Below are 12,134 nucleotides of genomic sequence, written 5' to 3'. Positions count from 1 at the left end.
GCTCAGCCCTTCGCCGTGGTCAGGATGCGGGGGAAGAAGCGCGCCACGAAGAACATGTACACCAGCCACAGCGCGAACCACGCGGACGCAACGACAAGCAGTCCGACCGTGAAGAGGATCAGGCTTGGCGTGAGGAAAAGCAGGACGCAGCCGGTCAGCCACATGCGATCGCCTCGTCGCGAGTACCGGGCGCGCTCGGCATCGCCGATCCGGCCGCCAAGCGATGCGCCGTAATAGTAAAAGGATGAAAACGCGAACGAGAACGTCGCCACGCCCATGACGATCAACGCGGCCTGGAACGGGAACGCGTGGACCTCGCCGCTGGAAAACTTCGGATACAGGAAGAACAGCAGGAACGTGAAGATCGCGATGCTCGACGCGGCGAGCTGGTACGACCGGTTGACATTCGCCGCAGCAAGTTCGTCAGCCATGGGTTTCTCCTCTCCTCGCCCTGATGCGCAGCGAGTCTAAACGAACGCGCTGAAGCCAGAGATCGCCCTGCCCACGATGAGTGCGTTCATCTCCCGTGTGCCCTCGTAGGAGTACAGCGCCTCGGCATCCGCGACGAAACGGCCCACCTGCTGGTCCAGCAGGATGCCGTTCGCACCAAGCAGCTCCCTCGCCCACCCGACCGTTTCGCGCATCCGCACCGTGCATACGCCCTTGGCCAGCGAAGCATGCTCGTCGCGCATCAATCCCTGGTCCTGCATCTGCGACAGCCGCACGCACACGGCCTGGCTCGAGGTGATGTTGCACAGCATGCGGAACAACAGGTCCTGCACGAGCTGGAAGCTGGCGATGGGTTTGCCGAACTGCTCGCGTCGCTGCGCGTATCTCAGTGCATGTTCGTACGCGCCTCGCGCGCAACCCACGGACTCCCAGGCCACGCCAGCCCGGGTCATCGCCAGCACGCGCGCCGTGTCCTTGAAAGTGTTGGCGTTCTGCAGGCGATCGGCCTCGCTGACGCGGCAGTCGGTGAGCGTGATCAGGCCGTTCTGCACGACCCGCAGCGCCATCTTGTGCAGGATCTTGTCGACGTGGAATCCGGGCGTGCGGTTGTCGACCACGAAGCCCTTCACCTGCCCGTCGTCGAGGTCACGTGCCCAGACGACCGTCAAGTCGCACCAGGTGGCGTTGCCGATCCACTTCTTCTGGCCATTGAGGATCCAGGTATCGCCTTCCCGCTTGGCCGTCGTGGTCAAACCTCCGGCGGTACCGGAGCCGACGTCGGGCTCGGTCAACGCGAAGGCGCCGATCTGGTCCATCCGGGCCATCGACGGCAGCCAGCGCTGTTTCTGCTCTTCCGACCCGCACAGGTAGATCGATCCCATGGCCAATCCGGTATGCACGCCGAAGAACGTGGACATCGACGAGTCCACGCGCGCCATCTCCATCATCACGAAGCCCAGCAGCGTGGTGCTACGCCCGGCGCAGCCATAACCGCGGTAAGGCAACCCGGCGATCTCCAGTGCCTTGAAACCGGGCAGCAGCTCGAAGGGGAATTCGTCGCGCTCCCAGAAGCCCGAGATGATGGGCTGGACTTCCTGCTCCATGAAGTTGCGAACCTTCAGTCGGATCGCGTTGTCGTCGTCCGACAGCGTCTTCGAGAACTGGTAGAAGTCGCCATCGGGCTCTGGCAGCTGCGCGCGGGGCTTCCTGGCAACGGTGTCTGCGGGGCTCATGTCTGCGTTCCTCTCAATCAGTCGCAACCAACTGGATCAACCCGCACGCCGCGCGCGCCGCGCAGAGAAATAGGCGCGCATCGCGACGCGCAGCCGGTCAGCACCTGGCCGACCCCAGTCGCGTTGCAGTTCGCACGCCAGTGCCAACACGGTGATGGGTGTAGCGCCGGCCTGGATCATTCGCTGGACCGCGGCTTCGTGCGCGGTGGCGCTGACACCACCGATGGCATCGGCGACGAAGTACACCTCATAGCCTTCCCGCAGCGCATCGATCACGGGAAAGGCAACGCACACTTCGGTCCACAGGCCCGCGATGATGAGCTTGCGACGCCCCGTCGCGGCGATCGCATCGCGGAACTCGGGGTCTTCCCATGCGTTCATCGTCGTGCGGTCGATTTCCCCGACTCCCGGCAGCGCGTCGCGCAGTTCTGGGTTGGTCGCGCTCATGCCGTGGCGCACATACACGGTGCTCAACACCACCGGAACCTCGAAGGCGGTCGCCACCTCGCCCAGCAGCGTGACGTTGGCGACCAGCTCGTCATGCGCCATCGACGCGACACCGGCGTACTGCTCGGGCTGGTAGTCGATGAAGGCGAGGACGGCGTTCTGCGGGGCGATCAGCGCGTCCTTGCCGGGATCGCGGACCGGCGTCGTGTCAGACATGGCGGTGCTCCTGAAGCGGGGGCGCGGTTGCGGCCCTAGGTTCTTGCGATGAACTTGATTTCGATGAGCTGGGTGGGCAGCGCCAGGCGTGGCGTCACCAGGATCGTGCTGGCGACGGCAGGCTTGTCGGACGCATAGGCGGCTTTCCGCACGGGCCCGGCCGCGGCGAATGCCGCATCCATGTCGGTCACGTACAGCACTTCCTCGACCACGTTATCGAGAGTTGCGCCGTACTTGGCGAGCATCAGCCTGGCGTTCTCGTAGGACTGGCGCATCTGGACCTCCATGTTGGAGTGATCCAGGATCCGGTTGTGCTCGTCCAGCGGCGCCGGACCGACGATGTTGCCATCCGCGTCGTGACCGAGCTGGCCGGAGATGTAGATCGTGTCGCCCACCTTGACCGCCTGGGCATAGCCGTACGAGGACTCCCACGGCATGCCCATTTCCCTTGTTTCCTTGCTCAGACTCATGGTCGTTCTCCTGTCCAGCGTGTGCGCCTGCTCATCATGTAGATGTATAGGCGACCGACCGGGAGACCGGTAGCTCGTCCGGCGGAACTTCGCTGTTGAGCAAAGCGAATCAATGCCCGGATGCGTCCCGGGAACCTCGTTGTTGCCACACTGGCGCCTTCTGCCGGGGCGTGCGAAGCGTTACCCTCTGGGCTGGCCCGGCGGATCCGTCTCTGCCTTCGGTGTCGCGATGACCAACGATCGAGAGTCCTTCCAGCGGGCCGCTCCCGCACCGACGTGGCCCGAGCTCCAGGACCAACTGCAAGCATTGCGGGAGGAGGTCCAGCGGATGCTGCGGGACTCCCCTGGCGACGCCGACCTTTATGAGCGGTTCGCCGGCATGGCAGGCGCCATCGTGGACCGCGCGCCGCCAGATCTCGCGGAGTCGGTCCAGAGTGAACTGGGGTCGATCCTGCGAGACCTGGGGCTTTCGGGCGACGCCGTGGATTAGCCGGCGGGCTGGGCCTCGGGAAACGTCCACTTGCCGCTCAGAGCTTCGGCACGGGGTCGATAGAGGCGGACAAGGTAGTTCCATCCCGACGCGGTCGGAAGACAATTGGGCACCTGCCCGTCGCATCCGCCAAACTGCACATCGACCGAGCCGTCGTCGTTGTGCTTCGCGGTCAAGTTGTTGATCGTGTAGGCGTTGCGGTCATTGGCCTCGTAGTAGCCCTTCGCGTTGTACACGCTGATCGACCAGAAGCCGTCCACGGGTACTTCGCCGACGTGCAACTTGTAAACGGTCTTTCCATCGTTCTTCGCCGGCGTCACGTTGAGGTACAGCGCGTCCTTGTCGGGGTTTCCGCCCCACGCCGCCGCCGAGTTCACCAGGCGCCGCACCGGGTCGACGTCGGCCTTGGTGCCGAATGACTTGCGGGTGTCGGGCAAGCCGGCCGCCAGCGCCAGCAACGCCTCACGCACCTGCTTCTGCGTGACGGGATCCCACTTCGGCGCCTCCCAGACGCCCGGCCCCGCCTGCTCAAGCTTGATCGCATCCTGCAGGGCATGGGCCTGCTTCATGTCGTCGGGGTTGTTGGGATCGGCGAGTGTTCGCACCCCCACCAGGACATATCGCGTGCCAATCGTGTCCCTGCTCAGCGTATGCCGGCCGGATTTGTAGATCACCTGCGGCGTGTACTGGTCCTCGTTGATCAGCTGCATCGACATGAATCGCTTTCCGGCGTCGGGAAGCGTGATAGTCGCCGGCCCTGCATCAAGGTCCACAACCGCGGCGGAGTAAAGCGTATCGCGGTTCATGCGGATGACAGTCTGCTTGTCGATGGGCGTCAGTTCGCGCCGATGGAAGAACTTGCCCGTCCCTCCCGCTTCCTTGACGGCGTTGGCGATGAAGAGATCCGATTCGGCGCGTACGAAATTGTCGACGTTGACGGGCACCGTGCCCGGTTCCGACTTTTGCGCGGCAGCGGCATCGGGCTGTGAAGCGGGCGCCTGCGAGGCCGCGTCGGCCTTGGCGGCGGCGGTTTCCGGCGATGGCGCGGGGGCCGTCTCGCGTTGGCACGCGGTGGCCAGCAGGAGCAGCACGGCGGCGGACAGGATTCTCATGGTCGGTTCCTTGGGCGGCGTCAGAGCCTTCTGCGGCAACCGTCGTGAAATCCCTGTGAGCGCTGAACTTAGACAGCGGACCGCCCTACAGGCCTCGCGGCCTCGCCTGCGGTTTCAGCGCTTCCGCATGGCGCCATAGTTCATCCATCAGTCCCGCATAGACCTTGGCCTGCTGTTCGGACAACGAGGTATTGACGAACACGATGACGGCCACGTCCCTGGAGAGGTTGGCCAGCATTTCCGTTCGCACACCCGGGTCGGAGCCGCCATGGCCGATGCGGGTGACGTTGAACTTGGTCGACCAGAACAAACCGGAGTTCTTCTCGGCGAGGATGACGTTGTCGGGCTTGTTGGATGGCGTGTACTGGAACCGCAGCATCTCGGCCACTGACGCTGGCTTCAGGATGCGCGCGCCCTGGTACGCCCCATCGTCCAGCAGTGCGATGAACAGCCGCGACAGGTCCGACACGGATGTGCGCACGCCGCCGTCGGGATAAGTGGTTACGCCGTATAACGGTATCGGAATGCTGAACTCGTCCTGCGCCACGTACAGCGTGGAGTGCACGCCGGCCGGCAGTTCAGACAGGAACCACGCGCTTCGATCCATCTTCAATGGCGCGAAGATGCGCTCGCGCGTGTAGTCGTTGAGCTTCTGGCCAACGGCGCGCTCGACGATGCAGCCAGCCAGGCCGGCGGCGATATTGGAGTACTCGCGGTGCTTGCCGGGCTTGAATGGCAGGAAGTTGTCCGGCGAGTAGTCCCTGCCACCCGGCACCAGGTAGTTCCGGAGGAAGCCGCACAGGTCCTCCGGAGCATCGCCGCCCCAGTGATAGAGCCCCTGGTAGACCGCCCAGCGATCACTGATGCCCGAGGTATGCGTAGCCAGCTGGCGCAGGGTGATCGGCTCGCGGGGGAACGAAGGATTGGCGACCTTGAATGGCAGGTAGGCGTTGATGTCCTGGTCCAGCGACAGCTTGCCCTGCTCTACCGCCTGCAACATCGCCACACCGGTGACGGTCTTGCTGATCGATCCGATGTTCATCACCGTGTCGGGCGTGAAGCGCACCCCGCGTTGCCTGTCGGCGAAGCCGTAACCCTTCGACCAGACCAGTTGCTTGTCGATGATGATCGCAGCGCCGACACCGACCAGCCCCGCCTGGGCCATTGCCGCCTCGATGCGGCGATCGATCGTGGCCTGGTCGGTGGGCGCGGCTGCTGCCCGATCCGAGCCGGTAACCGACCCGGGCACAAGCAGGAAGGCAAGTACGGTTACCGACACCCACCACTGGCTGACTCGCATGACGACCTCAGGCTCTCCGCAGGACGCCCAAGGATGGCGTGGCGTGCGTCGCCGCGGGTACGGGATCCGACGAAACCGGTGATGCCGCGACGAACCGGCGCAGGTAGTCGATGAACCGGGCCGATACACGGACATACAAATCGATCAGGGATCAGACACACCCTCGATACGGCCAGGCGTCGTAATGGGACCAACACCCCTACAGAGCTTTCCGATGAGCCTGCTTCGAGCCGTTACCGTGCTGTTCCCGCTGGCTTTGGCCGTGCCTGTTGCTTACGCACAGACAAATATGGCCAATCCTGCCCTGACCGCTCACGCCGGGCACATCGAGTCCGGCGACGATCTGCTCGCCGACCCGAAAGCGCGGGAAGCCCTGTCCCGCGTTCCGTGGGCCACTACCGCATCGGCCGGTTCCGACCTGACATCCGCGGCCCCGCAGGCGCAGTTCGTGTTCGCCGACGAAGCACCGCTGCAAGCTGGCATGTTCGACTCCCCTACCGCCTGGGAGGACGAACCCTAGCGCGAGGTCACGCTTGCCAGTCCAACCATGCACCAGGCACGAGTGCTTCGATTCGAACGGGTTTCGCACGCGTCGCTTCGCGCAGCCGGCCGATTGGATCGTCGACTTCGACGTATTCCGCAATACCTGACACGCCGTAATGAATCGGAATCAGCCGGCGCGCTCCCAGGATCTCCGCGGCTGCCACTGCCTGGTCCGGCGTCAGCACGCCTGGCAGGCCGCTCACCGGTTTGCGCCAACCGAACCGCGCACCATTGACCGGCAGGAAAGCGGCGTCGAATGGCCCGAACTGGCGGCCGATCCGCCACCAGTGGCCGTGCCACAGCGTATCCCCGCCATGGAAGATCCGGCGGCCAGCGGCCGATATCACCCAGGACACCTGCGGGTCGCCGTAACCATCAGATGCGGGCACGGCGGTGGCAGTGAAGTCGCCCAGCAATTGCGGCTCCCACAACGTACCCGGTCTCGCACGCGCCCCTGCGGGAACCGGCAGCGGGTTCGTTCCGGCCGGATGGACGAGCGTCCCACCGTGCGCCAGCGCGTCCGCCGCGGCCTTGGCATCAAAGTGGTCCGGATGCGCGTGCGTGATCAGGACACTGGTGTCGCCCACGGCGTCGCCGACCGGAACCAGCCGGTCCTTGAGCGCCGTTCCCCACGCGTCGGGATTGACCAGCGGATCGATGAACAGCGTCGCCTGCGGCAACTGAAGGCGAATCCCCGCCCATGCCAGCCGTTGGATGCGCAGATCGTCAGGACGAGCCGCGGCCAGAACACGCCTGCCAGGGAGCACAGCCATGCCCACCAGGCCGGCACAGCCCGCGATGAACTGCCTGCGACCGATGCTCATGCCTGCCCCCGACGAGAGACGATGGCGGCGTCGAACTCGAAGATCGACTGCGCGGCGATGACATCCAGGTTGCGTCGATGCCAGACACGCTCGAACTCGACGGGTTCGACCAGCGGCGCCAGGCAGGACTCGAGGGGAATGGACGCGATGCGTTCGCCGATCTCTTCCACCCTGCCCCGGGAGCGAATGCGGACGACCGCGTCGCGCAGGCGATCCAGGTAGTGGATGGCGTTGTCGAGGACGACCGCGGGGAACCAGCCGATATGCCCGCCCACTACCGTACCCCTGCGCAACTGCCGGATCCGGTCGATCGCAGCGCGTATCGCCTCGGGGTCTGCCTTCGACAGGTAGACGATGTTGCCGACGATGTTGTCGCCGGCGCAGACCAGGTCCGCGTCGGGCACGTCCACGCTGACATGGTCCATCGTCTTTCCGGGGTTGTGCACGAATCGCAATTCGTGCCGCCCCCATCGGATGGACAGGGCGCTGTCGAAAACCACTTCTGGTTCGCGGTAAAAGGCGTCGATTCGCCGGTTCTGCGACAGGAACGCGTGGCGATGGTGGCGCTGGGCGATGGTCACCGCATCGGGGAACAGCGGCATCCCGGCAAGGTGATCGCTCATGAAGTGCGTCGCGGCGACGGCGCGGACCGTCTTTCCCATGTCTTCGCAGAGAACGCGGCGCATCCAGTGCGCGTCTTCCTCGCTGCCGAGCGAGTCCACCAGCAGGACATCGTCGCCATCGAGGAATGCCGTGGCGACCGACTCGTGGTCGTCGCCGACGAACATCAGCACATCCGGTCGCAATGCTTCGACTCTCATGATCGCTTCCGCCATTTCGATGGAGGTGATCATCGACAGCGCGGCCGGCGCCGACAAACGAGTTGTTTTTGCAGATGGATTAGTAAAACTAACTTGATAGGATGCGGGCCTGCACCAACGCCCGAGGCGCCCGTGAAGTCCCGCCACCCTGCTCCGCTCAATGCCCTGCGGGCCTTCGAGGCAGCCGCGCGATCCCTCAGTTTCCAGGCCGCGGCGGCGCAGCTGTTCGTCACCCCCGCCGCCGTCAGCCATCAGGTGAAGCACCTGGAGGCCTATCTCGGCGTCAAGCTGTTCCATCGCCACCATCGCTCGGTGGAGCTCACCGACGAGGGCAAGGCACTGGCGGCTTCACTGGGCGAGCTGTTTGGCCAACTCGACCTGGCATTGGACCGGGCCATCGCCCCCGCCGCAGCCGATCTGCGCATCAGCACGATGGAATCCTTCGCCGCGAAGTGGCTCGCGCCGAGGTTGCACAGGTTCCACCGCGACTGGCCCGACCTCAGGGTGCGCATCAACACCGGCGACGAACACGCCGATTTCACCCGCGACGGCATCGACGTCGCCATCCGCTACGGTCCGGGCGGTTATTCCGGTGCCGTGGCAGAGCGGCTGATGGACGCATCGGTGTTTCCGGTGTGTGCGCCATCGCTCGCGGCAGACGCGCGCCAGCGGCTGACGCAGCCCGACGACCTGCGGCACTTCACGCTGCTGCATGACCAGAGCGCGGCCGCCCGCCCCGGCGTGCCCGACTGGTCCGCATGGCTGCAGGCCACCGGTGCGACGCAGGTGGATGCGACACGCGGCCCGCTGTTCGCAAGCATCTACCTCGCCCAGGAGGCGGCCGCTGCCGGCCACGGAATCGCGCTGGGGATCGCCCCACTGGTCGAGGAGGACCTGCAGCGAGGACGCCTGATCAAGCCGTTCGAGCGTGCGTTGGATAACGCGTACGGATTCTGGATCGTCTGCCGGCGTGGACGCGAGCGCAACGCGGCGATCGATGCCTTCTGCCAGTGGCTGCGCGAGGAAGCTTCCTCCGGGTAAGTCGTCCAGGCGCGTTTGTATCGGAAGGTATCAACCGGTACGGCAGCCAAAGTTCCATGCAAAAAGCCGGGTCACCCGATATCTGGGGGATACCCCGGGGCCTCGAAATGGAGCCACACAACCCAGTGGCCCCCTACGAGGTACCAGCATGTCCACCGCACTTCCCGCGATCCCCGCGAGCACACCCTTCTTCTCCCGCGTCGACGGTGTCGGCCAGTGGCTCGCACCGCTGGGCCTGCGCCTGCTGCTGGCCTGGGAATTTTTCGAAGCCGGCCGCGAGAAGCTGCAAGGCAGCAACTGGTTTGCCGATCTCGGCGAGCGCTTCCCGCTGCCGTTCTCGCTGATCAGCCCCGACCTTAACTGGGCGATGGCGACCTGGCTGGAACTGGGCGCCAGCGTCGCCCTGCTGGTCGGGCTGGGCACGCGTTACGCCGCGGCTGCGCTGTTCGTGCTGACCGTCGTGGCGATCTACGCGGTGCACTGGCCGTCCGACTGGTCGTCGCTCGCCGAGCTGTGGCAGGGCTACGCCATCAGCGATGACGGCTTCGGCAACTACAAGCTGCCGCTCATCTACCTGGTGATGCTGCTGCCGCTGATGCTCGGCGGTGCCGGTCGCTTCAGCCTTGACCACGCGATCGCTGCACGCTTCACGCAGGTGCCGGGCACCACCGCCGACCCTTCGACGTGGGCCCTGGTCCTGTTCGCCCTCGGAGCGACGGTTTCGATCCTGCTGCCCTGGGCAGGCGGTGCACTGGCCCTCGCAGGTGTCGCGCTGTTCGCCTGGTCGCGGTCGCGGCGCCGCCTGGCAGCCCTGCGCTACGCGCAGGCCTGACATCTTTCCCCTCTCATTCGCGGGCGGCGTGAAAGCGGCCCGCGCCTCTCGCACGATTCCGTGCAAACCAACTGGAGCAATACCCATGTCCCCCAACACCCGCAACACCGCCGGCCTGCTCGGCCTCGCCCTCGCTGGCCTGGCCCTGAGTGGCTCCGCATTCGCGATGCAGCCGCTTGCCCAGGGCTACATGCTCGGCGCCACCCACGCCGCAGCCGAAGGCAAGTGCGGTGAAGGCAAGTGCGGCGCCAGCGAAGGCAAGACCACGAAGACCGCGGCCGCGTCGAAGACCGCCGAAGGCAAGTGCGGCGAAGGCCAGTGCGGCGATTCGCGCTTCAACAAGACCGACACCGATGACGACGGACTGGTCTCTAAGGCCGAGTACCTGAAGGTCGTGCCGAGCGGACAGGGCTGGTCCGACAAGGACGCCAATGCCGACGGTTTCATCTCCGAGCGCGAGGCGTACGACTACACCAAGGCCCGCTTCGAGGCCAACGGCAAGAAGATCCCGATCGGCCGTTTCGCCGCGTTCCCCGAGTAATCCCTGCCCGTCCTGCGCTCCCGCGGCCACGGTGCCGCGGGAGCCCACATGAGATCACAGCCATGCGCTCCCTCGTTTCCCCGACTACTGCCGGCCTGGGCCTGCGCCGCGGCCTGTTGCCGGAATTGCTGGCCATGCACGACCGCGCAGTGGATTTCCTCGAAGTGGCGCCGGACAACTGGATCGGTGTCGGCGGCAAGTTCGGCGAGCAGCTGGCGGAGCTATCCGCACGCTTCCCGATCAGCGCGCACGGCCTGTCGTTGTCGCTGGGCGGGATCGAGCCGCTCGACATGGAGCTGCTCAGGCGCACGCGCGAGTTCAACGACCGTCACGACGTGGTGCTCTACAGCGAACATCTGAGTTACACCTCCGACGACGGGCACCTGTACGACCTCATGCCCATTCCGTTCACCGACGAGGCCATCGCCCACGTGGCCTCGCGCATCCGCCAGGTACAGGACGTGCTGGGCCGGCGCATCGCGGTGGAGAACGTCTCCTACTACGCCGCGCCTTACCAGGCATTGGCGGAGATCGATTTCATCAATGCCGTCCTGGCCGAGGCCGACACCGACCTGCTGCTGGACGTGAACAACCTCTACGTCAACTCGATCAACCACGGCTACGACCCGCAGGCCTTCCTGGCACGGCTCCCGGCCGAGCGTATCGCCTCGTACCACATCGCCGGGCATTTCGACGAGGACATCGACCTCAAGGTCGATACCCATGGCGCGCCGGTGAAGGCCGACGTCTGGGACCTGCTAGATGCCGCGTACCGCCGCTTCGGCGTGCGTCCAACGCTGCTGGAACGCGACTTCAATCTCCCGCCCCTCGGCGAACTGCTGCTCGAGACGCAGCGCATCCGCACGATGCAGCTGGCTCACGCCGACCGCCGGACATTGCTGGAGCTGGCCCATGTCTGAGTCTCTGCGTGAACAGCAGTACACCCTGGCGCGCCATCTGCGCGACCCGGCCCGTCATGCGCCGCCGCCGGGCATCGAGGACCGGCGCCTGCGCGTCTATCGCGAACTGTTCTTCGGTGCGATAGAAGGATTGCTGGCGAGCGGGTTCCCGGTGATCCGCGAAACGCTCGGTGCAGCGCGATGGCAGAAGCTCGTGCGCTCCTTCTACGCCGGGCACCGCAGCAGCACGCCCTTGTTTCCGAAGATCGCCGGCGAGTTCGTCGCCTATCTCGAAGCCCAGGGCGACGACACCGGCATGCCACCCTGGCTGCCCGATCTGGCGCATTACGAATGGATCGAGCAGGCGTTGTACGTCAGCGACGCCGTGCCACCGCCCTACCGCGCCGACGGCGACCTGCTCAGCGGCGTGCCGGTGCTTTCGCCGCTCGCCATTCCGCTGGCGTATCGCTGGCCGGTCACGGACATCGGTCCGGGACACGCTGTCGACACGCCTCCGGAGCTGCCCACCACGCTGCTCGTCCATCGCGATGCGGACCATGGCGTGCACTTCAGCCGCATAGCACCGCTGGTCTACCACCTGCTGGCCTCGCTGCAGGCGAACGCGTGGAGCGGAAGGGAGCACCTGGCTGCGCTGGCGTCCGCCGCTGGCGCGGATCCCGCCGGGATGGAGGCGCATGGCCTGGAGCTGCTCCAGCGACTGCATGCGCAAGGCATCGTCCTGGGCACGGCATCGAGGTAAGTGCGATTTGTATCGAAACGTACCGGGCGCATGGCATGCAACGCCTTGTTACAGATCCGCGGGTGTCGCGACACACGTCCGATACCTCACCGCGCTGAAATGGACACGTCAGCAGAAAAAAGCGCCTTCACCGGCAACCCAACCCCACGCGGCCAG

15 protein-coding genes are annotated in these 12,134 nt (G+C 65.5%); 7 read left to right on the top strand and 8 right to left on the bottom strand.

The annotated features are described in order from the left end of the window. Positions 1–2 precede the first annotated feature (2 nt). From AC3A3Q_RS14700 to AC3A3Q_RS14685, 4 genes are read right to left on the bottom strand one after another with little or no spacing between them, the layout of a single operon-like run. On the bottom strand, positions 3–431 hold the full coding sequence (locus tag AC3A3Q_RS14700) for a hypothetical protein (RefSeq protein WP_487586945.1): 429 nt from the start codon (positions 429–431) through the stop codon (positions 3–5). A 36-nt stretch (positions 432–467) separates the two neighbouring features. Then, positions 468–1,682, bottom strand: a complete 1,215-nt coding sequence (locus tag AC3A3Q_RS14695; protein WP_487586944.1) for an acyl-CoA dehydrogenase family protein — start codon at positions 1,680–1,682, stop codon at positions 468–470. Between the two features lie 36 nt (positions 1,683–1,718). Beyond that, positions 1,719–2,345: a hydrolase gene (locus tag AC3A3Q_RS14690; RefSeq protein ID WP_487586943.1), complete on the bottom strand. Its 627-nt coding sequence runs from the start codon at positions 2,343–2,345 to the stop codon at positions 1,719–1,721. A gap of 35 nt (positions 2,346–2,380) precedes the next feature. Beyond that, entirely contained in the window at positions 2,381–2,815 is a 435-nt protein-coding gene (locus tag AC3A3Q_RS14685; protein WP_487586942.1) for a RidA family protein, read from the bottom strand. 229 nt (positions 2,816–3,044) lie between these two features. Here AC3A3Q_RS14685 and AC3A3Q_RS14680 point away from each other — a divergent pair, with 229 nt between their 5' ends. Next, on the top strand, positions 3,045–3,305 hold the full coding sequence (locus tag AC3A3Q_RS14680; RefSeq protein ID WP_487586941.1) for a hypothetical protein: 261 nt from the start codon (positions 3,045–3,047) through the stop codon (positions 3,303–3,305). Here the strand turns inward: AC3A3Q_RS14680 and AC3A3Q_RS14675 are convergent. Further along, a complete protein-coding gene (locus AC3A3Q_RS14675) occupies positions 3,302–4,417 on the bottom strand; it encodes a DUF1254 domain-containing protein (RefSeq protein WP_487586940.1) in 1,116 nt (371 codons plus the stop codon). The genes AC3A3Q_RS14680 and AC3A3Q_RS14675 overlap by 4 nt on opposite strands. An 85-nt stretch (positions 4,418–4,502) precedes the next feature. Then, positions 4,503–5,717, bottom strand: coding sequence for a serine hydrolase domain-containing protein (locus AC3A3Q_RS14670; RefSeq protein ID WP_487586939.1), 1,215 nt, complete (start codon positions 5,715–5,717; stop codon positions 4,503–4,505). Between the two features lie 214 nt (positions 5,718–5,931). On the opposite strand from AC3A3Q_RS14670, the gene AC3A3Q_RS14665 reads away from it, so the two are divergent. Continuing rightward, the gene (locus tag AC3A3Q_RS14665) at positions 5,932–6,237 is read left to right on the top strand and encodes a hypothetical protein (RefSeq protein WP_487586938.1); all 306 of its coding nucleotides are present in this window, start codon (positions 5,932–5,934) and stop codon (positions 6,235–6,237) included. Between the two features lie 7 nt (positions 6,238–6,244). Here AC3A3Q_RS14665 and AC3A3Q_RS14660 read toward each other — a convergent pair whose 3' ends face one another. Together AC3A3Q_RS14660 and AC3A3Q_RS14655 are read right to left on the bottom strand one after the other, a co-directional pair. Further along, positions 6,245–7,084: an MBL fold metallo-hydrolase gene (locus tag AC3A3Q_RS14660; protein ID WP_487586937.1), complete on the bottom strand. Its 840-nt coding sequence runs from the start codon at positions 7,082–7,084 to the stop codon at positions 6,245–6,247. After that, a complete protein-coding gene (locus AC3A3Q_RS14655; RefSeq protein WP_487586936.1) occupies positions 7,081–7,872 on the bottom strand; it encodes an MBL fold metallo-hydrolase in 792 nt (263 codons plus the stop codon). The genes AC3A3Q_RS14660 and AC3A3Q_RS14655 overlap by 4 nt, the downstream gene beginning before the upstream one ends. Between AC3A3Q_RS14655 and gcvA the strand changes: the two genes are divergently transcribed. The 5 genes from gcvA (at position 7,774) to AC3A3Q_RS14630 (ending at position 11,978) form a co-directional block, all read left to right on the top strand. After that, a complete protein-coding gene (gcvA, locus tag AC3A3Q_RS14650) occupies positions 7,774–8,946 on the top strand; it encodes a transcriptional regulator GcvA (RefSeq protein WP_487586935.1) in 1,173 nt (390 codons plus the stop codon). The two genes, AC3A3Q_RS14655 and gcvA, sit on opposite strands and share 99 nt — an antisense overlap. 148 nt (positions 8,947–9,094) lie before the next feature. Continuing rightward, a complete protein-coding gene (locus AC3A3Q_RS14645) occupies positions 9,095–9,778 on the top strand; it encodes an HvfX family Cu-binding RiPP maturation protein (protein WP_487586934.1) in 684 nt (227 codons plus the stop codon). A gap of 85 nt (positions 9,779–9,863) precedes the next feature. Beyond that, complete coding sequence (locus AC3A3Q_RS14640; RefSeq protein ID WP_487586933.1) at positions 9,864–10,319, top strand: HvfA family oxazolone/thioamide-modified RiPP metallophore; 456 nt, start codon at positions 9,864–9,866, stop codon at positions 10,317–10,319. 62 nt (positions 10,320–10,381) lie between these two features. Continuing rightward, positions 10,382–11,239 carry an HvfB family MNIO-type RiPP peptide maturase gene (locus AC3A3Q_RS14635; protein ID WP_487586932.1) on the top strand — a complete coding sequence of 286 codons (858 nt, stop codon included), beginning with the start codon at positions 10,382–10,384 and terminating at the stop codon, positions 11,237–11,239. Continuing rightward, positions 11,232–11,978: an HvfC family RiPP maturation protein gene (locus tag AC3A3Q_RS14630; protein ID WP_487586931.1), complete on the top strand. Its 747-nt coding sequence runs from the start codon at positions 11,232–11,234 to the stop codon at positions 11,976–11,978. The genes AC3A3Q_RS14635 and AC3A3Q_RS14630 overlap by 8 nt, the downstream gene beginning before the upstream one ends. Positions 11,979–12,134 lie beyond the last annotated feature (156 nt).

The sequence above is a fragment of the Lysobacter sp. Soil_C_59 genome (genome assembly GCF_057656415.1).
This window is presented reverse-complemented; position numbering and strand designations above follow the sequence as displayed.